Origin of the sequence: Lacrimispora indolis DSM 755 (assembly GCF_000526995.1) — a bacterium.
GTDB classification, from domain to species: domain Bacteria; phylum Bacillota; class Clostridia; order Lachnospirales; family Lachnospiraceae; genus Lacrimispora; species Lacrimispora indolis.
This window is the reverse complement of sequence record NZ_AZUI01000001.1, coordinates 1,192,931-1,218,792: the sequence shown is the minus strand read 5'-3', so window position 1 is coordinate 1,218,792 and position 25,862 is coordinate 1,192,931. Positions and strand designations below refer to the sequence as shown.

The window sequence follows — 25,862 nt, the reverse complement described above, 5'->3', positions numbered from 1 at the left end:
CAATTAATAGGATTGATTCCCTGAAAAAAAACTGATATCCTAAATAAGAATTACGCAATCGATTGCAAAAAGGAAAGGGGAACATTTATGATTTACGGACATATTGGGTCAGCGGAGACTGAGAAAGCTTATACGGAAAAAATCCGTAAAGCAATATCGATTTTAAGGGAGACTGACGTGACAGAGATGCATCATGGAAAGTATCCTTTGGATGGGGAGAATCTGATTTTGCAGATTAATGAAGTTACTACAGGGCCAGCAGAGGAAAAGAGGCCGGAAGTGCATAGAAAATATATTGATGTTCAATATATGGTGCGCGGTCATGAATTGATCGGGTTTTATCCGGACTGCGGAGATGGTGAAGTGCTGGAGGATCTGCTTGAAGAAAATGACGTTCTTTTTTACAAAGAGAGAGACGATGTAAATGAACTGATGCTTCCCATGACAGAAGGCTGCTATGCCATATTTTTTCCTGAGGATGTCCACAGGCCATGCTGCCAGATGGGAGCTCCTGAGGAAATAAAGAAGATTGTGTTAAAAGTAAAAGTAGATACATTATAAAAAATTGATACGAAAGAAATGCGGGATTAACAGAAATGTTTTTTATCTGTCCCGTCTTAGCCGGAATTTGTTGCAGATAAGGGTTATAAATCGTTTTTTATAACCTTATTGAGTGTGAAGTAAAGAGGAAAGAATGAAGAACCACTGTAACGATTCAGCCTCCAACCCCTATTTGCCCGGCAGGTTTCATGCCGAAGCAAATGGGGTTTTTATATTATGGGAAGTGAGGATAAGCTATATTATACATAACATAATTGTTATATATCCGGTTATATGATTGGCGGCGATGCTTGACAAAGGGACAGGTTCTGCCCATAATAAACATTATATAGAGTTTGTGTACGATTGAAGTATTTAAAAGAAGATGCGTGATGAAAACAAGATGATTAGGAGGATCGGGCTATGAAAGAGTATCGTTGGGCCACATTAGGCTGTGGCGAAATTGCCAAACAGCTGGCAGAGAACATGAAGAAGCGGGGAAAGACCTTATATGGGGTTGGAAACAGAACCCATGATAATGCAGTTAAATTTGCAGAAACATATGGAGTAGAGAAGGTCTATGATAATATTCATGACATGTTTCATGATGATCAGGTGGATATTATCTACATTTCAACTCCACATAACACCCACATTACCTATTTAAAAGAGGCATTAAAAAGCGGAAAACATGTGCTGTGTGAAAAATCAATTACCCTGAATTCCCAGGAGCTTGCCGTTGCAGCCGGTATTGCAGATAAAAACAATCTGGTACTGGGAGAGGCAATGACGATTTATCATATGCCCCTTTACAGGAAATTAAAGGAAATTGTAAAAAGCGGCCAACTGGGGACTCTGCGCTTTGTACAGATGAACTTTGGAAGCTACAAGGAATATAATATGGAGAATAGATTTTTTAACCCCAATCTTGCCGGCGGGGCATTGTTAGACATTGGTGTATATGCCCTTTCCTTTGCCAGATGGTTCATGACCGAGGCGCCGGACCAGGTTCTGTCACAGGTCAAATTCGCACCCAGCGGTGTAGATGAGCAGGCGGGGATCCTGTTAATGAACAATCAACAGGAAATGGCCTCCATTTCTCTGTCCCTCCACGCAAAGCAGCCAAAGCGCGGCACAGTGGCTTTTGATAAGGGGTATATTGAAATCTTTGAATATCCCAGGGCTGACAAGGCGGTGATCACTTACACAGAGGATAGTCGCCAGGAAGTGATTGAGGCAGGAACCACGGATGATGCCTTATTGTATGAAATATTGGATATGGAGAAGGCGGTTTCCAAAGAATCTGACGAAATGTATCTGGAATACACAACAGATGTTATGAATATGATGACGAGAATACGGAATGACTGGAATATGAAGTACCCGGAAGAAGGATAAACTGTACTCTTAAGAAGGCGCAGGAAAACGGGATGCTGTTGACACTTTGCCCAAGCAGGGCTATACTCTTGTTACAGCCGGAAGGCTTTCGCCGGATTAACCGGCAGAAATCTTTCCCCAACGGATTTCATGATACGGGAGAATAACAATGGATTTGTTTGATTATATGAGGGAAAATACCATGAAAAATGAGTCTCCCCTTGCATCAAGGCTTCGCCCGGCGACCCTTGATGAGGTGGTGGGGCAGCAGCATATCATTGGCAGGGACAAACTGCTCTACCGGGCTATAAAGGCGGATAAGCTGGGTTCCGTAATTTTTTACGGTCCTCCCGGAACCGGGAAAACTACTCTGGCAAGGGTGATCGCCAATACTACCAGTGCGGATTTTAGGCAGATCAACGCCACGGTGGCCGGGAAAAAGGACATGGAAGAGATCGTAAAGGAAGCCAAGGATTCTCTGGGAATGTATGGAAAAAAGACCATACTGTTCGTGGATGAGATCCACCGTTTCAACAAAGGGCAGCAGGACTATCTTCTTCCGTTTGTAGAAGATGGAACATTAATCCTCATTGGAGCGACCACGGAAAATCCCTATTTTGAGGTAAATGGCGCCCTTCTTTCCAGATCCAGAGTATTCGAGCTAAAACCGCTGGAAAGGGAGGATATCAGGGAGCTGATCCATCGTGCGGTTTATGACAAGGACAAAGGAATGGGGTCCTATAACGCTGTGATTGACGAAGATGCAAAAGAGTTTCTGGCGGATGTTTCCAACGGAGATGCAAGAGCTGCTTTAAATGCGGTGGAGCTTGGGATATTGACCACGGAACGGAACCTGTCGGATGGAAAAATCCATATCAATCTTCAGGTTGCCGAAGAGTGCATCCAAAAGCGGGTGGTGCGTTACGACAAGACAGGAGATAATCATTACGATACCATATCGGCTTTTATAAAGAGCATGCGGGGTTCGGACCCGGATGCAGCCGTTTATTATCTGGCAAGGATGCTTTATGCCGGAGAGGATATAAAATTCATTGCCAGAAGGATCATGATCTGCGCTGCGGAGGATGTGGGAAATGCGGATCCTCAGGCTCTTGTTGTAGCGGTTGCTGCAGTCCAGGCTGCGGAGAGGATCGGGCTTCCGGAAGCCCAGATCATCCTGTCCCAGGCAGTTACCTATGTAGCCTCGGCGCCTAAGAGCAATGCAGCCTGCATGGCAGTGTTTGAGGCACTGGATTCGGTGAGGAACCAGAAAACCATGCCGGTGCCGGTTCATTTACAGGATTCCCACTATAAGGGAGCATCAAAGCTGGGCCATGGACAGGGGTATCTCTATGCTCACGATTATCCCGGCAATTATGTAAAACAGCAGTATTTACCCGATGGAATGGAAGGAACAGAGTTTTACCACCCAACGGAAAATGGTTATGAGAGTAAAATAAAAGAGCGTTTAAGGGAACTAAAAAAATAACTTTTCTTTTTTTATATAAAGGTATATAATAGGCGTATCATACGACCTGATTTAGCATGATTTGGGCCGGAGCAACCCTTCCGGCCATCTGTTGCGATATTCTATCGTGAAGCATTCCCAAGATTATGAAACGACTGTTATAAGGAATCATGAAGGAGAATAATATGCGTGAAAAATTACAGACATTGCCGTTAGCGGAACTAAAGGAGCTTGCCAAAGCCCAGGGAATCAAGGGCTGCAGTTCCATGCGAAAAGCTGAAATTATAGATTTGCTTTGCCAAAAAGAAGAGGGGACATCTGCTTTTCCAGTTTCGCCGGGGAGTGTTTCAGCAGAAAAGGCGGAGGAAGTAAAAAAAGAGGTTCCTAAAGCTGCAGCCCATCCGGCGGCGCAGACCCAGTCTCAGCCAGAGACGGTAAGCCAGCAGGGACAGATGAATGGGGATCAGCAGATGATGTCCGCAGCAGGCAGCCAAAGAAAGACGGTTGTCCGTTCCTACCGCCAGGAAGGCCAGCAAAGGCCGGCAAGCTACCGTCCTGCTCCGGGAAATAACACAGAGTCTTATTCCAGAAATGAGGCTAGGACAGAATCTGCTCCGGAAGAACCAAAAGCAGATTTTCAGCCAAGTCCTGAACTGCAGGAGTTAGACAGCGGCATAGAAGCCCATGGTATTTTAGAAGTCATGCCTGATGGGTTTGGCTTTATCCGCTGTGAAAATTATCTTCCAGGGGAAAATGACGTCTACGTTGCCCCTTCCCAGATCCGCCGGTTTAATATGAAGACGGGAGATATCATCCACGGAAGCCGCAGGGTGAAGACGGCTACAGAAAAATTTGCCGCTCTGCTATATGTAAAGAACATCAACGGCTATCCCACCAGCGTGGCGGAACGCCGTCCAAACTTTGAAAATATGATCCCCATATTCCCGGATGAAAGACTTCACATGGAAACACATGGAGGGAAGAACACCACTGCCATGCGTGTCCTGGATCTCTTAGCTCCTATTGGAAAGGGACAGAGAGGAATGATCGTATCCCCGCCAAAAGCAGGAAAAACGACCCTGCTTAAAGACGTTGCAAAGGCCATTACCGTAAACCACCCGGAGATCCATCTCATGATCCTGCTGATCGATGAGCGCCCTGAGGAGGTTACGGATATCAAAGAATCGATTTACGGAAACAACGTGGAGGTGCTTTATTCCACCTTTGACGAGCTTCCGGATCGCCATAAGAGGGTATCGGAAATGGTGATCGAGCGTGCCAAGCGCCTTGTTGAGCATGGCCGGGATGTGGTGATCCTTTTAGACAGCATTACCCGTCTGGCAAGGGCCTATAACTTAACAGTGGCTCCAAGCGGCCGTACCTTATCCGGAGGTCTGGATCCTGCAGCCCTTCACATGCCGAAACGGTTCTTTGGCGCAGCCAGAAATATGAGGGAGGGAGGCAGCCTCACCGTTCTTGCCACCGCTCTTGTGGATACAGGCAGCCGTATGGATGATGTTATTTATGAGGAATTTAAGGGAACCGGCAATATGGAACTGGTTCTCGACAGAAAACTGTCTGAAAAGAGGATTTTCCCTGCCATTGACATCCTTAAATCCGGTACCAGAAGGGATGACCTGCTTCTTTCCAGAGAAGAGGCGGAGGCCGTTGATATCGTCCGGAAGGCTACCAACACCCTGAAACCGGAAGATGCGGTAGAGAAAATTCTGGATTTGTTCTCAAGGACAAGAAACAACAGGGAATTCGTGGAAACCTCCAAAAAAATGCGCTTTTTCTAGGGAATGCGGGTTTTTGCAGAAATAAATGCTTGCATTAAAAAAAAATTTATGTTATACTGTGTAAGCTGTTTATTAGACAAAGTCGGTTTGCGGACTGCGATTTAATAGAAATCAGAGTATGCGAGGTGAAAATCATGAAAGAGGGAATCCATCCAAATTACTATCAGGCAAAAGTAGTTTGCAACTGTGGTAATGAATTCGTAACTGGTTCTACAAAGGAAGATATCCACGTAGAAGTTTGTTCTAAATGCCATTCATTCTACACCGGTCAGCAGAAGGCTGCTTCCGCTCGTGGACGTATTGATAAATTCAATCGTAAATATGGCGTTAAGGCTGAGGCATAATTTCTTTGATGAATGCAGGCGAAGCACAGCATGAATTCAGGAAATCAGCCGTTCTATGCGTTCATTGGGCGTATGGAACTTCCTTATTATATCAGGGGCAAAGAAAAGGTTGAGTTTGGTGGAAACACTTTAGCTCAGCCTTTTTTCAGATTTGAACAAGTGAAAAGCTTCCATTTTAAACAGAGAGGTGGTTTGGCGTATGAAATATTCAGGTATCGGCGGGCAGGCCGTGATTGAAGGCGTTATGATGAAAAACGGGGATGAGTATGCCACAGCAGTCCGCAAGCCGGACGGAACCATTGAAGTGAAAAAGGATACTTATGTCAGCATGGGAGAACGGGTAAAGCTTTTTTCTCTGCCTTTTGTGAGGGGAATATTCAGCTTTGTGGACTCCATGGTTTTGGGCATGAAGTCCCTGACATTTTCAGCCAGCTTTTTTGAGGACGATGAGGAGGTTTCAGAGCCTTCCAGGTTTGAAAAGATGTTGGAGCGGATGTTTGGGGAAAAGACGGAAAAGGCACTGATGAGCATGGTGATGGTGTTTTCCGTGGTAATGGCTATCCTGATCTTTATGGTATTACCCATGTTCCTTGCAAACATATTTCACCAATTTATAAAGTCCCAGACCCTTATGGCTATTTTAGAAGGTGTGATCCGTATCGGGATCTTCATCGCTTACATTGGTCTGGTCTCACGCATGGAGGATATCCGCCGGACCTTCATGTATCATGGAGCGGAACACAAGTGCATCAACTGCCTGGAACACGGGCTTCCGCTTACTGTGGAAAATGTGAGAAACAGCTCTAAAGAACATAAACGCTGCGGAACAAGCTTTCTTTTGATCGTCATGATCATCAGCATCCTGTTTTTTATGGTGGTGAGAGTGGATACAGTGCCCCTTCGGGTTCTCAGCAGGATCATATTGATTCCGTTCATTGCCGGAGTATCCTATGAATTTTTGCGTCTGGCAGGGCGCAGCGAATCAAAGCTGGTAGATTTATTAAGCCGTCCGGGCATGTGGATGCAGGGAATGACTACCAAGGAGCCTGATGATGAGATGATTTTAGTTGGAATCGCTTCTGTTGAGGCGGTATTTGACTGGAAAGCATTTCTTGACAGGAATTTCCCGGAGAAGAGTGCATGAATCTGACATTACAGCTTTTATTGGAAGAAGGAACGGAAAAGCTGTTAAAGGCAGGGGTGGAAGAGGCATCTCTTGATTCCAGGTACCTGCTGTTAGAGGCGTTTTCTACGGATATGACCCATTTTCTCATGGACAGAAACAGAAAACTTCCGGAAGACGGGCACAATCTGAAGGCAATATGGGAATATCGTTCCATGATCAACAGGCGCTCCCAAAGAATTCCTCTTCAGCAGATCATTGGCAGCAGGGAGTTTATGGGACTTGAGTTTTTCGTCAATGAGCATGTGCTGATCCCAAGACAGGATACGGAAACTCTGGTGGAGCTGGTCTTAAAGGATTATAAGGGAAAGAATCCGGAACTTTTGGATATGTGTACGGGAAGCGGCTGTATTGCTGTCAGTTTGGCAAAGCTTGGCAGGTTTGACCGCGTGACTGCCGTGGATATTTCAAGGGAAGCCCTTAAGGTGGCGGAACAAAATGCGCGGAAGCATTTGGGAGAAGGAAAAGTGACGCTGACGGAAAGCGATTTATTTGCTTCCTTAGAGAAGCAGAAAAAGTTTGATGTGATCGTGTCAAATCCTCCTTATATCCCGACAAAAATAATAGAAGGGCTGCAGCCGGAGGTCCGGGATCACGAACCCATGCTGGCCCTGGACGGAAAGGAAGACGGACTGTATTTTTACAGGAAGCTTGCTTTGGAAAGCCGCTCACACATGGTATCAGGAGGAGCGGTTTATTTAGAAATCGGCTATGACCAGGGAGCAGCGGTCAGTGGCTTATTAAAGGACGCTGGCTTTGGAGAAATCCGTGTGGTCAAGGATGCGGCAGGACTGGACCGGGTGGTTTGTTCACGAAAGCAATGAGCAGTCCTTAACGGGAAATTCAGGAGGTTACCAATGTTTGATAGATTAGATGATATTTTAATTCATTATGAAGAATTAATGCAGGAGCTTAACAATCCTTCTGTAACAGAGGATCAGAACCGGTTTCGGAAGCTGATGAAGGAGCAGGCAGATCTGGCAGAGCTGGTGGAGGCTTATACCCAGTATAAGAAGGCAAAGCAGACGGTAGAAGACAGCCTGGCTCTTCTGGAGGAAGAGAGCGACGAAGAAATGCGGGAAATGGCAAAGGAGGAATTATCTGATGCCAAGAAGCAGATCGAGGCGCTGGAACAGGAGCTTAAAATTTTACTTTTGCCTAAGGATCCCAATGACGATAAGAATATTATTCTGGAGATCCGTGCAGGAGCAGGCGGCGACGAAGCGGCCCTGTTTGCCTCCGAGCTTTACCGTATGTATGTAAACTATGCGGAAGCACACCACTGGAAGGTGGAACTGATCAGCGTCAATGAAAATGGGATCGGCGGCTTCAAGGAAGTGGTTGCCATGATCACCGGCAAGGGCGCTTACTCCAAGATGAAATATGAAAGCGGCGTTCATCGGGTACAGCGTGTGCCGGAAACAGAAAGCGGAGGAAGAATCCACACCTCCACGGCTACGGTAGCAGTTATGCCTGAGGCAGAAGAGTTTGACGTGGTGATCGAGGATAAAGATGTGAGGATCGACGTTATGCGTGCCTCCGGAAACGGAGGGCAGTGCGTAAACACCACCGACTCGGCTGTCCGTCTGACCCACATGCCTACTGGAATCGTGATTTACAGCCAGACAGAAAAATCACAGCTTCAGAATAAAGAAAAGGCCTTCCGTTTACTGCGTTCCAAGCTTTATGACATGGAGCTGGAGAAAAGGCAGAATTCAGAGGCTGAGGAAAGAAGAAGCCAGATCGGTACGGGAGACCGTTCCGAAAAGATCCGGACCTATAACTTCCCTCAGGGCCGCGTAACGGATCACAGGATCAAGCTGACCCTTTATAAGATCGATTCCATTATGAATGGAGACATTCAGGAGCTTTTGGATTCCCTTATTGCGGCAGATCAGGCCGTGCGCTTAAGCAGGTTAAATGAAGAGGCGTAAAATTCCGTATCTGCGGTGTTTTCTGGTTTATTAAAAGATTATCTGTCAGCCCTGTTCCATCAGGGGAGGGCACTGATAAAATAGTCGATTTTTAATAATTGTAACTTACAAAAAAGCCCAAAGAGCCTTGCTACAAAAAACTCTTTGGGCTTTTTGAAAAGGATAGAGCGTATTCGCCCTATTTTTCATCATATCATTATAATTTGTTTCATATTAACTGCAATGATTACCATGGCACCCTGCATTTCCATTCCAATGAAACCTGATGATGTTACTTCATAACTGTGTCTGTGTTTTAATTAGCTGTTCTTGGCCTCAATCTTATATCTCCCTTTTGCTTTCGCTTTGAAATGATCTTTTTCCTGGAATTCAGCCTGTTCACTCCGGGGTTTTTTCTTCCGGTTTCTATGTGTGACAATGCTGTTTAGCCCGGATATCAGATGATACTGGTTTTCTTTTGAAGATTCTATGTTATCTTTACAGGAGTAGGCCTTATTTCCTATGACTTCCACAGTTATCATGTCCGAATCTCTGCTTTTTTAACCAGGGAAGAAGGTTTTTACTTGTCTGCTTTTTCAACACTTGTAATGGCTGCAGCAGTAATAATTTTTTTTCTGTCATGGAGTATGGGTTTTATATCTGAAAATAGAAGCATCTGCTGTTTTGTGTCCTGCTTTTGCATCAGATTCCTTCAATGTTTCCAAGTGCTCCAAATCCTCCAAATCCTCAGAACCTATTTCCTCTGCAATTTAAACAGCTTTAAATTTCAACATAATCAAAAGTTCCATACCCTTTAAGCGAAGCTTACAGAACTTTGATAAAGAACTAGGATTGAATACCTCTTTAATTCTTCTAAGCAAATTATCTTTTGAAACTGCAATGTCATAAATCTGCAGTGTCATCAAATGAGGGGGGAAGGAGTTGAGGTGCCGAAGACACTTTTATACAAATTCTGTGTCTGAGAAAACATATGCTGGAAAGGATTGCCACATTGAAATTGGAAAAAAGATTCATCGTATTAAAAATTAAACTATGATATTATGTAAATATGCATAAAATAATGAAAAAATAAAAAATAATATTAAATATAACACACAAAACAGGTGGATAAACCTGTACTCTTTTCACAAAAGACTTTTACATTTATTTACAGGGGTGAAAATATTTGGATAAGCGAATGAGGCAAATTTTGGATATTTTATCAGACGGAGAATATTATACTGCAGAAATGCTTTCGAAAGAAGTCCATTTTGGAACGAAGACAGTTCGAAATCTGCTGAAGGACATCAATTATGAGATCGAACCGTACGGGGCTTCGGTGATTTCAAAATATGGAGTGGGATATTATCTGAAAATTACGGATGAAAATAAATATGCTGCATTCTGTGGAAAAAAGTACAAGAATATGCTGGATGAATATCTTCCTTCCACCTCAGAAGAACGGATCCAGTATCTGCTGGAATATTTATTTAACAGCCCGTCCTATGTAAAGCTGGATGAATTAAGCGAAAGCCTGTATATCTCCAAGCGTACTCTGACGGCGGATTTAAAGGAAGTGGAGCATTTCTTAAAAAAATACAACATCAGACTCATCCGGAAACCCAATTATGGCATAAAGCTGGATGGAAATGAATTTGATGCCAGGCTGTGCATTGCCTCCTTCTCGGGAAAACGTCTTCATAAGGGAAATCAAAGCATGGATCAGATTGCTGCCTGTGTATCGGGAGTTGTCAAAAAGAATGATTTTCTCATAACTGGAACGGCCTATCAGAATCTAGTGGTCCATCTTTATATCGCTATCAGCCGCATTATGGAAGGCCATTATGTGCCCATGCCGGAGGAACCCATAGAAAATATGAGTGACCAGTACGAATATCAGATAGCGGGAGCCATTGCGGCGCAGATCGAAGAAACGTTTCATATTGCCTTTCCTGAAAATGAGGTTGCATATATCGCCATCCATCTGGCCGGAAAAAAACTGGTGTTTCATGTGGAGGGCGGGGAGCCGGGAAGCAACGTGATTATCACCCAGGAAATCAGCGATCTGGTGACCGATATGCTGGATCGGGTATACGGTCTGTTCAAATTTGACTTCCGGGATGATTTAGAGCTCCGCATGTTTTTAAGTCAGCACCTGGTCCCCTTAAGCGTGCGGATCAAGTATGATATGGACTTAAAGAATCCTATGCTTCGGGATGTGAAGGAAAAATTCTGCTTATCCTATACCATGGCATGCAGCGCGGTTACTGTGATCAATGAGCATTACGGAGTTTCCCTCTCAGAGGATGAGATTGCGTACTTTGCCTTTGCCTTTGCCCTTGCCCTGGAGCGGAAAAAGACGGAAATCAAGAAGAAAAATGTTTTGCTGGTGTGTTCCTCAGGAAGAGGAAGCGCCCAGCTGCTCCAATATAAATACAAGAATTCCTTTGGCTCTTACATTAACGAAATTACGGCCTGTGACGTGGGAAGCCTGTATAAAATGGATTTCTCCCAATATGATTACATTTTTACCACGGTGCCCATTCCGGTGGCGGTCCCACTCCCCATTCAGGAGGTGCGTTACTTTCTGGATGATGATGACATTGTGAATGTAAAAAGGGCTCTTGCGGCTGATAAGGAGTCTTCCGTGGGGTATTATTATGAAAGGGAAATGTTTTTGACCCATTTAAAGTTTAAAAGCAAGGATGAGGTCCTGCGTTTTATGTGCCGGTTTGTGACTGAAAAGAAACACCTTCCGGAAGAATTTTACGAATCGGTGCTAAAAAGAGAGAAGCTGGCCAAAACAGCCTTTGGCAACATGGTGGCAATGCCACACTGCTATGAAGCTATGAGCAATGAAACCTTTGTGTGCGTGGGTATACTGGACGAAGCGGTGGACTGGGGAGACCAGAAGATACGGGCTGTTTTCCTGATTTCTATAGCCAATAAAGACCATAACAGTGTGGAGCTGCAGCGGTTTTACCAGATGACGGCATCTTTTGTGCTGAGTCAGAAACAGATACAGGATCTGATCAGAAAACAGGATTATGATACCTTTATAAAGGCCATGAGTGAAATAGAAGCCCAGATGCCCCGGGTATTATAAACAATTTAAGTAAACGGATATAAAAAACAGCAGCCTTACGGAAAATGAATTCCAGGGCTGCTGTTTTTAGCCGTACGGTCAGTCTTCCTCAAACAGGCAGGCTCCGTTGGTTTCGATCACATGTTTATACCAGTCAAAGGATTTTTTCTTAAGCCGTTTGTAAGTGCCTTTTCCATAATCGTCACAGTCCACATAGATGAAGCCGTAACGCTTGGACATCTGCTTGGTGGATTCGGACACGATATCAATACAGCCCCAGGAAGTATAGCCAAGGCAGGTGACCCCATCCTCCTCAATGGCATCCAGAATCGCTTTCATGTGCTCTTTGAAATATTCAATACGGTACGGATCGTCAATGGTTCCATCCTCATTTACAACATCCGTTGCGCCCAGGCCGTTTTCCACAATGAACAGAGGCTTCCGGTAACGGTCATACAAATCGACCATGGAGATGCGCAGGCCGGTGGGATCGATCTGCCAGCCCCAGTCAGAAGCTTTCAGATGGGGATTTTTGATGGCGTTGATCGTATTGCCGGAGGTTACGTTCAAGTTGGAGGTATCCTTTGCCGCACAGGAAGAGTGATAGTAGGAAAAGGAGACGAAATCAACGGGATAAGCCTTCATGATCTCATCATCCCCGCTCTCTTTCTTTATATGGATGCCATGGTTTCTGAACCTGGAGAGCAGGTAAGACGGATATTCGCCGAACACCTGGGTATCGCTGTAGCAGTAAGTGCTCCGCATGGCCTGCTGGGCTTCCAGAACATCCTCGGGCCTGCAGGTATAAGGATAATAAGTAAGCTTTGTCAGCATGCAGCCCACCATGGAGCCGGGAATGATTTCGTGGCAGATCCTGGTGGCAAGAGCGGAAGCCACAAACTGATGGTGCATGGCCTGGAAGATCACTTCTTCAAAGTTCTGCCCAGGGAAGCGGTCTTCGATCAGGGCGCCGGTAGTATAGGGATGGCGGATCATGGAATCAACTTCATTGAAGGTGAGCCAGTATTTTACTTTATCCTTATAGCGCCGGCAGATAGTTTCCACAAATCTTGTGAATAAGCCGATCACTTCCCTGGAGTACCAGCCTTTGTAGTTTAGAACCAGGTTTAAGGGCGGCTCGTAATGTGACATGGTGACCAGCGGCTCAATGCCGTATTTTTGAAGCTCATCAAACACATTGTCATAGAACTTCAGCCCTTCTTCATTTGGTTCGGCGTCATCTGCGTTGGGGAAGATCCTGGACCAGGCGATGGACATGCGGTAAACCTTGAAACCCATTTCCGCAAAAAGACGTATGTCCTCTTTATAATGATGGTAAAAATCAGAACCATGCCTTTTCGGATAATATACTTCATCCTCCGTGGCAAGGGCCTCTTCAATGTCTTTGCTGGTCACCGCATTGTGCGCCCTGTAATTGGTCACGTCGGTATCGAAATGCGCCCGAGCGCAGTCTGATACGGAAATTCCTTTTCCGCCTTCCTTCCAGCCGCCTTCCACCTGATTGGCGGCGGTGGCCCCGCCCCAAAGGAAGCCTTCAGGGAATGCTTTTGTTTGATCCATATTGATCCCTCCTGATTTATTTTTGATAAAACCATTATAGCAAAGTTGATTTTTTATATCCAAGCACACTTTTTCCAATTTCATGGTGGAGTCTGTTTCCAGGAGCCGTGAGAAGAAAAAAGTGCCATTATGAAAATGGAAAAATAGAGCATGGAGTTCAAAAAAAAATTATGATAATATGTGAATACGCATAAAAGAGTGCCGCCATTGGCGGTGGAGATGGAGGAAAAGATGAAAGACAAAGTAATGAACGGCCTGCTTTCGGTTGCAGGCACAATGCAGACGCAGAGGCATCTGGCAGCAGTTAAGAATGCGTTTACGAGTTTGCTTCCGATCATAATAATCGGTTCATTCTGTACGCTGTTTTCAAATGTTATCTGTAATACTACACCGGGATATTTCAGCCTTGCCAATATTCCGGGGCTCAGTTTCCTCGGCAAGCTGAATCCCATGTTTACCGCGGCAAATTACGGGACCATGAATTTCATTGCCATTGGTATCGTGATTCTCATCGCAATGGAGCTGGGTGAACATTACGGAATATCCGATAAGGCGCTTCCGGTAGTTGCGTTAGGCGCTTACATTTCCCTGTGCGCATTTACTGCATCAGGGAAAGCGGCAGACGGGAGTGTGGTCACTGTTGCCAATGTACTTTCCAGAGAGTTTACCAATGCCCAGGGCCTGTTCGTGGGGATGTTCACATCCTTGGCGGCAACGGAAATTTACTGCAGGCTGGTAAACAGCGGAAAGCTTGATATCCACATGCCGGACAGCGTTCCTTCCAATGTCGCCCGATCCTTCACGATCCTGTTTCCGTCACTCATTACGATCCTCATTGTATCAGCTTTTGGGATGGTATTTGAAATAATCACGGGCATGACACTGTTTCATGCAATCACGGCATTTATTCAGAAGCCCCTGGCCAATGTACTGACCAGCTTTCCCGGATATGTTACCCTGGTGTTCATTACAACGGTTCTTTGGACCTTTGGTATTCATGGGACTCAGGCCACAAAGGCGGTATACGAGCCAATTTTGTTAGCGGCATTTGCTGAAAATGAGGCGGCTTATGCGGCTGGAACAGCGATTCCCAATATCATTTCCACACCGTTTATGTCATGCTTTTCCACGGTGACCGGTGCGGGGATCACAGGCGGACTGATTATAGCAATCATGCTGTTTTCCAAAAGAGGGGATTACAGGGCGATAGCAAAGCTGGCGATCCCGTGTGCGTTTTTTAATATTAATGAGCCCTTAACGTTCGGTCTTCCTATCGTTATGAATCCGATCCTTGCGATTCCGTTTATGATCGCGCCGGCGGTTTCCGCAACCTTTGCCTATCTTATGACAAATATCGGCTTCTGCGGAAGAATGGTTGTGAACGCTCCCTGGACCACTCCTCCCGGACTTATGGCTTTCCTATGCTCCGGCGGAAATGTGGGTGCGGCGCTCACACAGATTATTTGTATTTTACTTGCTTTCCTTATTTACATACCCTTTGTCCTTGCGGCCAACAAACAACAGGTTGAAACAGCGGAATAAAAAGAATAGAATAACAGCGGGAGGTGATTATGGGTTTGAAAGGTAAAAATGAAAGAAAACATATGACAGAACACATGCCGGCGGCGCCGGGCGCTGCATTATTGCCGGAAAGGCAGATGCAGGATGTTTTATCAAAAGCCAGGATCATAACTTATATCTGGATCATCCTTTTTCCTCCTTACGGACTGTACCGTGTCTGGAGCGGGGAATCAACATTCCGCAGATCGGAAAAGTGGGTTTGGACGCTGGTCGCGGCCGCTTACCTCATTGGCTTTTTCAGACTCATAATCACAGGCTAGGAGAGAAAGGAATGTTGACATGGATATTGAAATGGTCATTATGAAGCTTGTGGTAAGCAGCGGAAATGCCAGAAGTACGGCAATTGAAGCTTTACGCGCTGCCAGGGATGAAAATTTTGAGTATGCAGATAAGCTGATGAATGAAGCAGATCAGATGATCCTTCAGTCCCACGAGGTCCAGACGGAAATGATCCAGAATGAATTGAACGGCGAAAAAGTGGAGGTCGGCCTTTTGATGGTCCATGCCCAGGATCATCTGATGAATGCCATGACGGTCATGGACCTCTGCAAGGAAATGATTGAGATCCTGAAAAAACAAAAATAAAAGGTGGAAAGGAAGTATGTTTATGAGGAATATCGTATTATTCTGCGCTGCAGGCATGTCGACCAGCCTTCTGGTAAATAAGATGAAGGAGGCGGCGGCAAAAGAAAATTATGAGTGCCAGATCCATGCGTACGCTCTGGCAAGCACCAGGAATAAAGGGGCGGATGCGGATATCATCCTTTTAGGCCCTCAGGTCCGTTTCAGCAAGGCAAAGGTGGAAAAGGACTGTCCGGGGAAGATTATCGAATGTATTGACATGCAGGCTTACGGCACCATGAATGGAGCAAAGGTCATCGCTCAGGTGAGGAAGGCATTGGGAGACTGAACCTTGCATTCAGAGGCTTTTTCCGGGGGATAAAATAAATTGCGGAAGCGGTTTTTTTCAGAACCCGTGCAAATTTGAGGAAAAAATGGACTTGGCATATATTACGGTTAATAAAATAATGGAAATGTTTCTTATTCTGATGATAGGAGCAAGCGCTATATAAACCGGGCTGGCCGTTACAGCAGGATTATCCGCAGCCAGTTTCCTGCTGGCGATCCTGTTATCCGGACCGTCTCCATTACCATATTGACTGCCGCGGCTTGCCCCAGCGGAGCCATGGGAGCCATGTTCGCGCTGCAGTACGGGAAAGACAGCGGTTACGCCTCAAAATTACTGGCGGTCACAACGGCCCTGTCATTGTTTACCATCCCTGCCGTCATGCTGGCCGGCAGCGCAGTTTTATAAACAACAGAGAGGATGAGGAAAATGATTATAATCAATGCACCATTAAAAGCAGAGGTTTTTCAGAAGGCTGCGGAGGAAGAGGGGCTTATATTTCTCAAAAAATCCGGAATGAAACTTGAATTTGAAAATCCGGCGGGAAATGATCAAGAGATGGCTGCTGCACTGAAGAAAAAGTGCAAAGGGATCAAAGAGCTTTCGGCAATTTATTTTCAGGTGAGTGCCGGGTAAAATTACACGCGCCAAAATCTCTCAATTTCAAGCAGATGAAAAGAAGGTACAGAATAAAATAGTATGATGCATTTTCCCGCAGATTGTTTTATCCTATACCTTTAAACCATGGAATCAAAATCCGGCAGCCCGTTCCTATTGTCCTATCATGATCCGGATAATTTCCTCGTTGGTCGCCCTCATCCCTTCTTTTCCCAATCTTCCCACATTCCTGAGGGTAGCCTCTACGCCCTTGGTGACGATCCCGTCGCCGTCCAGGAATTGCTGCCCTTCCATGTACATGTTGTAGCCTAGTATTCCGGCTTCTATGGAGGAGGCGATCTTCGCCGCACAGGAGGACTTTGCCCCGTCGCATACAATGCCGGAAACAATGGCAAGGGCGTTGACTATGGTATGGGTGACTTCTTTATAACCTCCTCCGCAGATATAGGCAATTCCGGCCCCTGCACCGGCCCCTGCATTGACTGCCCCGCAATAGGCAGATAACCGGCCGATGGGGGTTTTCTGGTGTATGGCGGCCAGGTTTGACAAGGCTAAGGCCCGGTACATTTTTTCTTCGCTGACCTTTAAACCCATTGCATAAACGATGACAGGTACAGAAACGGTAATCCCCTGATTTCCGCTTCCTGAATTGATGATGACAGGCAGTCCGCAGCCGTTCATGCGGGCGTCGGAACCGGCTGCCGCCATGGCCTTTGCCTTAAGAGCCAGATCATTCCCGGAATTTTTAAGGAGCACTTTGCCGATATTGGCACCATAATTGTTCTTAAGCCCTTCTTCGGCAATGGCCCAGTTGTACCGGATCTGACGGTCCAGGATCTCCTTAATGTCGGGAATGTCCACCGAATTAATGAAGTCCCAGATATCCTCCATATTAAGCAGGCTCCGGTCGGTCAAGGGTTCTTTTTCTAAAACAGCTTCTCCCTGCCTTACTACGGTTCCGTTTTTTTCAATGAGAACGATGTTTGTGTGGTAATCAGCAATGCGCACCCTGCTGTAAGAAGCGCCCTTATACAGGGTGACAAGGATATCAAAGCAGATTCCATTGTCCAGGTGTTCTACCGTGATCTCCCTTTCCTCTATAAATGTTCTCATTTCCAGGATCTGCTCCTGAGAGACATCTGCTATAACCTCCAGCTCTTTTTCCGGATCTCCTGCCACGATTCCTGCTGCCACTGCCGCAGGGATTCCCTTTAAATGGCCTGTGTTTGGAACGATCACGGATTTCACGTTCTTAATAATGCTTCCGCTTGCAGCCACCACTGCCTTATCAGGCATTTCCCCCAGTGTTTTTCTTGCTACTGCAGCGGCATAAGCCAGGGCGATTGGCTCGGTACAGCCCATGGCAGGAACCAGCTCTTCTTTTAATATTTGTACATAAGCCCCGTATTTTAGATTTGCCTTCTCCATATGACACAATTCCTTTCTGAATGGTTCATTGATTTTTAAAGACTTTTTTGAATAAGCATTGATTACTTGTTGGTTATAATGTACCATAGATAAATGAGGAAGTAAAATTTAATGTTTTTAAGATAACGTTTAATATTTTTAAATCAACATTAAGAAAGGAGTTTAAGGATGGAGCTTCGGGAGATAAAGACCTTTTTAGAAGTGGCAAACAGGAAAAGCTTTTGTAAGGCGGCTGAAAAACTGGGCTATTCCCAGGCTGCAGTTACCGTGCAGATCAAGCAGCTGGAAAAGGAATTAAAGGTCCATTTGTTTGACCGGATAGGGAAGCAGACGACCCTGACCCATGAGGGAGAAACTTTTTATGAATATGCGGCTGAGGTGGTAAGGAACTTAACCCATGTGAAAAACATCTTATCAATTTCCTCAGAGCTTACGGGAAGATTGGTCATCGGGACCATTGAGTCCATCTGTTCCACCTTATTTCCGCCCTTGATCCAGGAGTTTCACCGCCTTTATCCCCAGGTCAATGTAAGCATTGTGGTGGATTCTCCCAGCGCCCTTCTTGACATGATGAATCACAATACCATTGACCTGGTATATTTTCTTGATGAGCTTATGTATGATGCAAAATGGGTAAAAATCATGGAAAAGCCTGAAAACATCATTTTTGCCGCATCAAAAAACCATCCCTTTGCAGAGGAAATAAGTCTTACCATGGATCAGGTCATTTCTCAGCCAATGCTTCTTACGGAAAAGGATGCCAGTTACCGGTTTATGCTGGAGCAGCACCTGGCTTCCTGCGGGAAAAAGGTCCATCCCTTTCTGGAGATCGGCAACACGGAATTTATCATCAAGCTCCTCCGCAGCAATACAGGAATTTCCTTTCTGCCGGAGTTCACCATTTGCAGGGATATTGAGGAAGGAATTTTGACACCTCTTAAAATGAAGGACTTTCACTTGCAGACCTGGAGACAGATGGTCTACCATAAGGATAAATGGGTCAGCAGGGAGATGAAGGCATTTATAGAGCTGGTTCAAAGGCTGGAACAGGAGAGTTAAAAAACCGCCTGCCAAAGCCTTCCAAAAGAGTGATTGTACAGGCTGTTTTCATGTGATATACTGAACATAAACGAATAAAAATGCACGGAGGTTTGAGATATGGATGCGCTAAAAATAGGAATCATGGGAACAGGCGGGATTGCCTCAACACTGGCAAATACAATGGTTCAGATGCCTCAGGTGGCTCTGATGGGAGCAGGATCCAGAAGTCTGGAAAAAGCGGAGGAATTTGCGGCGCGTTTTTCCATAGAAAGGGCGTATGGCTCCTATGAGGAGCTTGTAAAGGATCCGGATATTCAATTGATCTACATTGCCACGCCCCATTCCGAGCATTGCAGCAATGCCAGGCTGTGCCTGGAGAATGGGAAGCATGTTCTCTGTGAAAAAGCCTTTGCAGCCAACTACGCACAGGCAAAGGAAATGACCGATCTGGCAGTGGAAAAGAACCTGATGATAACGGAAGCCATGTGGGTACGCTACATGCCCATGGCAAAGACCTTAAAAGAGGTTTTAGATTCAGGCGTTATCGGAGAGCCAATGACGCTTACTGCTAATCTCTGTTATCTGATCTCAGGCAAGCCGCGCCTGATAAAGCCGGAGCTTGCAGGAGGGGCCCTTCTTGATGTAGGTGTGTATACCCTTAATTTCGCTTCCCTTGTGTTTGGGGATGAGATTTCAGACATCCAGTCCAGCGTGATCAAAACGGACAGCGGAGTGGATGCCCAGAACAGCATTACCCTGTGCTATCCGGGAGGAAAGATGGCGATCTTAAATAGCTCCTTACGGGTGCTTTCCGACCGCCTGGGAATCATCTACGGAACCAAGGGATATATTGTAGTTGAGAATGTTAATAATTTTGAGACAATCCGGGTCTATGACACCAAAAGGCAGCTTGTGGAAAACCATCTTCAGCCGGAGCAGATATCCGGATATGAATATGAGATCAATGCCAGCGGGGAAGCCATCAAAAACGGCTGGACCCAGTGTCCCCAGATGCCTCATACCACAACCCTGTCCATTATGAAGGTCATGGACGAGTTAAGAAGGCAGTGGGGGATCTGCTATCCGTTTGAGGCATGATAAAGAGGAAACAGAATGTTTACTAGAAAAGATTTACTGAAACTGCTGGCTCCTCTGATCGTGGAACAGATATTGATCGTCCTGGTGGGCATGGTGAACGTGGTAATGGCAGCAGCTGTTGGAGAGGCCTCGGTTTCCGGTGTTTCCCTGGTGGAATCCATCAACATCCTGATCATACAGATGCTGGCGGCATTGGCCACCGGAGGGGCGGTCATATCCTCCCAGTATCTTGGGAAAAAGCAGTCGGAGAATGCCTGCAAGGCAGCAGGGCAGCTCCTTGGAGTCACAACCGTGCTGTCCGTGCTTGTAACCCTCATTGCACTGGCAGGAAGGGGAAGTCTGTTAAAGGTCATTTTCGGCAACGTGGATGAGGAAGTCATGAGCGCTGCCGTGGTTTATTTCTGGATCACGGCCCTGTCCTATCCCTTTGTGGCAGTCTATAATTCCTGTGCGGCCTTATTCCGGTCCATGGGAAATTCCAAGGCATCCATGGCAGTTTCCCTGGTGATCAATACCGTCAATGTCATAGGAAATGCGGTCTGCGTATACGGCCTCCATATGGGAGTGTCCGGCCTTGCCTGGCCCACCTTATTCAGCCGTGTGGCTGCCGCAGTGCTGATGCTTTTCATGATTCAGAATCCTAACAATACGGTGAGGATCAACCACCTGGCAGAGCTTAAGCCAAACCTTCCCATGATTAAAAAAATACTGTCCATCGGCATTCCAAACGGCTTAGAAAGCGGCATGTTCCAGTTCGGAAAGCTTGCTCTTCAAAGCCTGGTCTCCTCTTTGGGAACAGCTGCCATCGCCAGCTATGCGGTGGCCTCCAACCTGGTAACGCTGCTGTATTTGCCTGGAAACGCCATTGGTTTGGGCCTGATCACCATTGTGGGGCAGTGCGTGGGAGCTGGGGAGAAAAAGCAGGCAGAGAAGTACACCAGGTTTCTGGTTATGGCCAATTACGGGATCCTTTTGCTGCTGTGCGGGATCATGGTGGTATTTTCAGACCAGCTTGTTTCCGTGTACAATCTTTCAGGAGAAGCGGCAGAAATATCCGCCCAAATGGTGGTAGCCCACAGCTATGCCATGATCGTGTGGCCTCTGGCCTTTACCATTCCCTATGCCTTAAGAGCTTCCATGGATGCCAAATTCACCATGGCAGTGTCTATATTTTCCATGTGGCTGTTCCGGATCGCCTTTGTTTATTTCTTTGTCCGCGTTATGAATACAGGTGTCATGGGCGTATGGTATGGAATGTTTATTGACTGGGTTTTCCGCGCTGTTTTATTCAGCTGGAGATTTCGGGGAATCGAAAAAAGAGCAGTGTCTGTTTCTTAAACAGCACTGCTCTTTTTATGCGGGCAATGAGACGGACGGATATGTCTGCATATTCATCGCAGTTCATTCATCCGTCCGCTGGCATCCACGTAGGAGCCGTCTACAACACGGCTTACGGCCATTAGTCCGAGTAGGCCGTCGGAATTCGGGTTAAAATAGTACCAGAAGCCATCAATTTTATGCCAGCCGGTGACCATGATCCCGATCTGGTTCGTATAAAACCAGCCTTCGCAATCCGGGTCATAAACCCAGCCCGTTACCATAGAGCCTTCCTCGTTTCCCTCATAAGGATTAAAATAATACCATCGGCCGTTTAGAAAATGCCAGCCGGTCGCTATGTATCCATTGTCCATAAAATAATAGGAATTTCCCTGATATTCTGCCCATTTCCCGGCGGGAAAGGTGGAATTCCACTGGTTAAAGAAACGCCAGCCAACCTCATCCTTTATCCAGGTGCCGGCCAGGTAAATGGATTCATCCTTTGTATGGGCAAAGCTGTCAAATGGGCTTGCGCCGGCAAAAAGAACCAGGGAAACAGCGGCAGCGGCAGCTGCACGGCGAATGAAGTTTAAGCGGGAAATATTTTTCATAAAAACGTCACCTCCTGAATGCAAAAGATAAGGATAACTGCTTTGATTATAGGCGAAGGTCCTGAAAAAAACAATGAGAGGAAGAAAACCGTAAGATTTTTGTTTGAATTCCGTCCGAATCTGAGGAAAATCATCTTGACAGGCGAAACACTATTTGTTATATTACATATAGAACAAATAAAGCAATGTTTTACATAACCGGATAAAAAGGAGGAAGCAATTATGAATATCAATAAATTCACCCAAAAGTCAATGGAAGCCGTCCAGAATTGCGAAAAGCTTGCGTATGAATACGGGAATCAGCAGATAGAGCAGGAACACATGCTGTACAGTCTTCTTACCATTGAAGACAGTCTGATATTAAAACTCATTACCAAGATGAATATACAAAAAGAGCAGTTTTTAAATGAAACGGCTCAGGCAATCGAAAAACTTCCCAAGGTCAGGGGAGGACAGATATACATCAGCAATGAATTAAACAAGGTCTTAATTGGCGCCGAGGATGAGGCAAAGGTCATGGGGGATGAATATGTTTCCGTGGAGCATCTGTTCCTTGCCATGTTAAAGCAGCCTTCTAAGCCGGTAAAGGAGTTGTTCCGGAGTTATGGCATAACCAGGGAAGCCTTTTTGCAGGCTCTTTCCACGGTAAGAGGAAACCAGCGTGTTGTAAACGACAACCCGGAGGCTACCTATGATACCCTGACCAAATATGGCTATGATATGGTGGAACGGGCCAGGGACCAGAAACTGGACCCGGTGATCGGCCGTGACAGCGAGATCCGCAATGTGGTCCGTATTCTTTCCAGAAAGACAAAGAACAACCCGGTTCTCATCGGGGAGCCTGGGGTAGGTAAGACGGCTGTGGTAGAAGGTCTGGCCCAGAGGATCGTCCGGGGCGATGTCCCGGAGGGATTAAAGGAGAAAAAGCTGTTTGCTCTTGATATGGGGGCATTGCTGGCAGGCGCCAAGTACCGGGGAGAATTTGAGGAACGCTTAAAGGCAGTTCTCGACGAAGTGAAGAAAAGTGACGGCCAGATCATCCTGTTCATTGACGAACTCCACACCATTGTTGGCGCTGGAAAAACAGAAGGATCCATGGATGCGGGCAATATGCTGAAGCCAATGCTTGCCAGAGGCGAGCTTCACTGCATCGGTGCCACCACTCTTGATGAATACCGCCAGTACATTGAAAAGGACCAGGCACTGGAACGGCGGTTCCAGCCGGTCATGGTAAATGAGCCAAGTGTAGAAGATACCATTTCCATATTAAGGGGATTAAAAGAACGGTATGAGGTCTATCATGGGGTAAAGATCACGGACTCTGCCCTGGTGTCGGCGGCGGCTTTGTCAGACCGCTATATCAGCGAGCGTTTTCTGCCGGATAAGGCCATTGACCTGGTGGATGAAGCCTGTGCCATGATCAAGACGGAGCTGGACTCCATGCCTGCAGAACTTGATGAGCTGTCAAGGCGCATCATGCAGATGGAGATCGAGGAGGCTGCCTTAAAGAAGGAAACCGACCGTTTGAGCCAGGACCGCCTTGCAGAGCTTCAGAAGGAGCTGGCGGAGCTTCACGATGAGTTCACCTCCCAGAAGGCCCAATGGGAAAATGAAAAGGCATCCGTTGACCGGCTGTCCTCTTTACGGGAAGAAATTGAAAGCATCAACCGTGAGATCCAGGCAGCTCAGCAAAAGTACGATTTAAACCGTGCGGCAGAGCTGCAGTATGGAAGACTTCCCCAGCTTCAAAAGGAGCTGGCGGCAGAGGAGGAGCGGGTAAGAAACCAGGATATGAGCCTTGTCCATGAAAGCGTCACAGAGGAGGAAATCTCCAGGATCGTATCCAAGTGGACGGGAATCCCGGTATCCAGACTGACGGAAGGGGAGAGGAATAAGACTCTTCACCTGGATAAAGAGCTTCATAAAAGGGTCATCGGCCAGGATGAGGCGGTATCAAAGGTCACGGAGGCCATCATCCGTTCCAAGGCCGGGATCAAGGACCCCACAAAGCCCATCGGCTCCTTCCTGTTTTTAGGACCTACGGGTGTGGGTAAGACGGAGCTTGCCAAAGCCCTTGCGGAAAGTCTGTTTGACGATGAAAACAACATTGTCAGGATTGATATGAGCGAATATATGGAAAAGCATTCCGTATCCAGGCTGATTGGAGCGCCTCCAGGATATGTGGGCTATGACCAGGGCGGCCAGCTGACAGAGGCAGTCCGTAGAAAGCCCTATTCCGTGGTGCTTTTTGATGAGGTGGAAAAGGCCCATCCCGACGTATTTAACGTACTGTTACAGGTTCTTGACGACGGACGGATCACAGATTCCACAGGAAAGACCGTTGACTTTAAAAACACCATCATCATCATGACTTCCAACATCGGCTCCCAGTATCTGCTGACAGGAATTGATGAAGGGGGAAATATCAGAGGAGACGCGGAGGAAATGGTAATGAATGATTTAAGGAACCATTTCCGTCCGGAATTCTTAAACCGTCTTGATGAAATGATCCTGTTTAAGCCTCTTGATAAGGAAAATATTGCGGGAATCATTGACCTGCTCCTTGCTGACTTAAATAAACGGATCGAAAATCAGGAATTAACCATTGAACTGACTGACCAGGCAAAGGAATTTGTGGTGGAACAGGGATATGATCCGGTTTACGGAGCCCGTCCATTGAAACGATACTTACAAAAGCATGTGGAAACCCTGGCGGCCAGGATCATTCTTGGAGATGAGGTCCGGGCTGGAAATGTGATCGTCATTGATGTGTCAGAAGACGGCCAGAAGCTGATCGCCTATCTGGAATAAGAGGAAAGAAACGAAAGGTCTGATTTAAAAAGGCGCTGCAAAGGGATAAGGATTCATCCCTCTTGCAGCGCCTGTATCTTTTATGCCTGCCAGAGAATATCTCTGTTAATGGTCCGGTAAAACAATTCCCTGATCTCTTTTTCATCCCTGGTCTGGCCCAGAATCCACATCAGCTTTGTTACCGTGGCTTCCAGGGTCATATCATAAGCTTCCAAAAGCCCCAGTTCTTTTTTGATGGAGTGCCCCACTTCGTATATGGACATATTGCTGCCCTCATTGGTCACCTGGGTGGTCATGACCACGGTTTTTCCAAGGGAGATCCACTTTTTGACTGCTTTATAAAAATCTCCTGTGTCATAGGAGGGAAGGCCGCCGACCCCAAAGGATTCTATGATTACCGCGTCATGATGCTCTGCCATATAGTCCAGGACATCCGATCCCATGGAAGGGATCAGCTTCATCAATGCCACATGAGGATTTAATTCCCGGAAAAACTGCACCTGCCTGGAACAGGAGGCTTTGTCGTCCACGTAAAAAAGCACATACCCATCCTGGATCGCAGCAATATAAGGGAAATTAATGCTGGAAAAAGCATTGTAGCTCTTAGTCCGCTCCTTTTTCCCCCTGGTGCCTGCGATGGCCTTTCCGTCAAAGACTATGGTGACCCCATGGGCCTTTGGTTCGCTTGCAAACCGGAGACTGTCTGACAAATTGGTGCGTGCATCGGTATTTTCCATATCAATGGGTCTCTGTGCTCCGGTGATGACAATGGGTTTTTCCGAATTCTGTACCAGATAGGAGAGAGCTGAGGCCGTGTAAGCCATGGTGTCGGTGCCGTGGCAGATGACAAAGCCGTCGTAATCCTCATAATGGGTCTCAATGGCTTTTGCCATGGCAAGCCAATGATTTGGCTGCATGTTGGTGCTGTCTATATTGAGTATCTGCAGGCTGTCTGCCTGACAGAATTTGGATGCTTCCGGAACATAGGAAAGGATCTCGTCTGAGGTGAGGAGTGGTTTTAGGCCGCTGTCACTTCGCTTACAGGCAATGGTGCCCCCTGTTCCCAACATTAGTATTTTTTTCATACGAAATTACCTCCTGAGGGATATCAATATCTGATTGTAACACTGATTTCCCCGTTCGTACAGTGGAATTTTCCC

23 protein-coding genes are annotated in these 25,862 nt (G+C 46.3%); 18 read left to right on the top strand and 5 right to left on the bottom strand.

Annotated elements, in window-relative coordinates:
- Positions 1–87 precede the first annotated feature (87 nt).
- The 8 genes from K401_RS0105895 (at position 88) to prfA (ending at position 8,645) form a co-directional block, all read left to right on the top strand.
- Positions 88–561, top strand: coding sequence for a NanQ anomerase/TabA/YiaL family protein (locus K401_RS0105895; protein WP_024292091.1), 474 nt, complete (start codon positions 88–90; stop codon positions 559–561).
- Positions 562–963: 402 nt separating this feature from the next.
- On the top strand, positions 964–1,938 hold the full coding sequence (locus K401_RS0105885; protein WP_024292090.1) for a Gfo/Idh/MocA family protein: 975 nt from the start codon (positions 964–966) through the stop codon (positions 1,936–1,938).
- Between the two features lie 148 nt (positions 1,939–2,086).
- Positions 2,087–3,406, top strand: a complete 1,320-nt coding sequence (locus K401_RS0105880; protein WP_024292089.1) for a replication-associated recombination protein A — start codon at positions 2,087–2,089, stop codon at positions 3,404–3,406.
- Positions 3,407–3,570: 164 nt separating this feature from the next.
- Complete coding sequence (gene rho, locus K401_RS0105875; RefSeq protein ID WP_024292088.1) at positions 3,571–5,184, top strand: transcription termination factor Rho; 1,614 nt, start codon at positions 3,571–3,573, stop codon at positions 5,182–5,184.
- 134 nt (positions 5,185–5,318) lie between these two features.
- Entirely contained in the window at positions 5,319–5,528 is a 210-nt protein-coding gene (gene rpmE, locus K401_RS0105870; protein ID WP_013271164.1) for a 50S ribosomal protein L31, read from the top strand.
- A gap of 199 nt (positions 5,529–5,727) precedes the next feature.
- Positions 5,728–6,672, top strand: coding sequence for a DUF1385 domain-containing protein (locus K401_RS0105860; RefSeq protein WP_024292086.1), 945 nt, complete (start codon positions 5,728–5,730; stop codon positions 6,670–6,672).
- Complete coding sequence (prmC, locus tag K401_RS0105855) at positions 6,669–7,535, top strand: peptide chain release factor N(5)-glutamine methyltransferase (protein ID WP_242842294.1); 867 nt, start codon at positions 6,669–6,671, stop codon at positions 7,533–7,535. Before K401_RS0105860 ends, prmC begins: the two co-directional genes overlap by 4 nt.
- A gap of 33 nt (positions 7,536–7,568) precedes the next feature.
- Positions 7,569–8,645 carry a peptide chain release factor 1 gene (gene prfA, locus K401_RS0105850; RefSeq protein WP_024292084.1) on the top strand — a complete coding sequence of 359 codons (1,077 nt, stop codon included), beginning with the start codon at positions 7,569–7,571 and terminating at the stop codon, positions 8,643–8,645.
- Positions 8,646–8,944: 299 nt separating this feature from the next.
- Here prfA and K401_RS0105845 read toward each other — a convergent pair whose 3' ends face one another.
- On the bottom strand, positions 8,945–9,166 hold the full coding sequence (locus K401_RS0105845) for a hypothetical protein (RefSeq protein ID WP_024292083.1): 222 nt from the start codon (positions 9,164–9,166) through the stop codon (positions 8,945–8,947).
- A 668-nt stretch (positions 9,167–9,834) separates the two neighbouring features.
- Between K401_RS0105845 and K401_RS0105835 the strand changes: the two genes are divergently transcribed.
- A complete protein-coding gene (locus K401_RS0105835) occupies positions 9,835–11,730 on the top strand; it encodes a BglG family transcription antiterminator (RefSeq protein WP_024292082.1) in 1,896 nt (631 codons plus the stop codon).
- Between the two features lie 78 nt (positions 11,731–11,808).
- On the opposite strand, the gene K401_RS0105830 is transcribed toward K401_RS0105835, so the two are convergent.
- Complete coding sequence (locus K401_RS0105830; protein ID WP_024292081.1) at positions 11,809–13,290, bottom strand: family 1 glycosylhydrolase; 1,482 nt, start codon at positions 13,288–13,290, stop codon at positions 11,809–11,811.
- A gap of 231 nt (positions 13,291–13,521) precedes the next feature.
- Here K401_RS0105830 and K401_RS0105825 point away from each other — a divergent pair, with 231 nt between their 5' ends.
- The 5 genes from K401_RS0105825 (at position 13,522) to K401_RS0105795 (ending at position 16,414) form a co-directional block, all read left to right on the top strand.
- Positions 13,522–14,832, top strand: a complete 1,311-nt coding sequence (locus K401_RS0105825) for a PTS sugar transporter subunit IIC (RefSeq protein WP_024292080.1) — start codon at positions 13,522–13,524, stop codon at positions 14,830–14,832.
- Positions 14,833–14,861: 29 nt separating this feature from the next.
- Entirely contained in the window at positions 14,862–15,131 is a 270-nt protein-coding gene (locus tag K401_RS31030; protein WP_024292079.1) for a hypothetical protein, read from the top strand.
- Between the two features lie 19 nt (positions 15,132–15,150).
- Positions 15,151–15,456, top strand: a complete 306-nt coding sequence (locus K401_RS0105815) for a PTS sugar transporter subunit IIA (protein WP_024292078.1) — start codon at positions 15,151–15,153, stop codon at positions 15,454–15,456.
- Between the two features lie 22 nt (positions 15,457–15,478).
- On the top strand, positions 15,479–15,781 hold the full coding sequence (locus tag K401_RS0105810) for a PTS sugar transporter subunit IIB (RefSeq protein WP_024292077.1): 303 nt from the start codon (positions 15,479–15,481) through the stop codon (positions 15,779–15,781).
- A 426-nt stretch (positions 15,782–16,207) separates the two neighbouring features.
- Positions 16,208–16,414 (top strand): hypothetical protein, encoded by a 207-nt coding sequence (locus K401_RS0105795; RefSeq protein ID WP_024292076.1) that lies wholly within the window; start codon positions 16,208–16,210, stop codon positions 16,412–16,414.
- Between the two features lie 135 nt (positions 16,415–16,549).
- Here K401_RS0105795 and K401_RS0105790 read toward each other — a convergent pair whose 3' ends face one another.
- A complete protein-coding gene (locus K401_RS0105790; protein WP_024292075.1) occupies positions 16,550–17,824 on the bottom strand; it encodes an L-cysteine desulfidase family protein in 1,275 nt (424 codons plus the stop codon).
- 168 nt (positions 17,825–17,992) lie between these two features.
- Between K401_RS0105790 and K401_RS0105785 the strand changes: the two genes are divergently transcribed.
- From K401_RS0105785 to K401_RS0105775, 3 genes are all read left to right on the top strand, one after another.
- The gene (locus K401_RS0105785; RefSeq protein WP_024292074.1) at positions 17,993–18,883 is read left to right on the top strand and encodes a LysR family transcriptional regulator; all 891 of its coding nucleotides are present in this window, start codon (positions 17,993–17,995) and stop codon (positions 18,881–18,883) included.
- Between the two features lie 99 nt (positions 18,884–18,982).
- Complete coding sequence (locus K401_RS0105780; protein WP_024292073.1) at positions 18,983–19,963, top strand: Gfo/Idh/MocA family protein; 981 nt, start codon at positions 18,983–18,985, stop codon at positions 19,961–19,963.
- 15 nt (positions 19,964–19,978) lie between these two features.
- Positions 19,979–21,301: an MATE family efflux transporter gene (locus K401_RS0105775; RefSeq protein ID WP_024292072.1), complete on the top strand. Its 1,323-nt coding sequence runs from the start codon at positions 19,979–19,981 to the stop codon at positions 21,299–21,301.
- A 53-nt stretch (positions 21,302–21,354) separates the two neighbouring features.
- Here the strand turns inward: K401_RS0105775 and K401_RS0105770 are convergent, their stop codons facing one another.
- A complete protein-coding gene (locus tag K401_RS0105770; protein ID WP_024292071.1) occupies positions 21,355–21,891 on the bottom strand; it encodes a glucan-binding protein in 537 nt (178 codons plus the stop codon).
- A gap of 222 nt (positions 21,892–22,113) precedes the next feature.
- On the opposite strand from K401_RS0105770, the gene clpB reads away from it, so the two are divergent.
- Positions 22,114–24,702, top strand: a complete 2,589-nt coding sequence (gene clpB, locus K401_RS0105765; RefSeq protein ID WP_024292070.1) for an ATP-dependent chaperone ClpB — start codon at positions 22,114–22,116, stop codon at positions 24,700–24,702.
- Positions 24,703–24,782: 80 nt separating this feature from the next.
- Here clpB and K401_RS0105760 read toward each other — a convergent pair whose 3' ends face one another.
- Positions 24,783–25,787: an asparaginase gene (locus tag K401_RS0105760; protein WP_024292069.1), complete on the bottom strand. Its 1,005-nt coding sequence runs from the start codon at positions 25,785–25,787 to the stop codon at positions 24,783–24,785.
- Between the last annotated feature and the right edge of the window lie 75 nt (positions 25,788–25,862).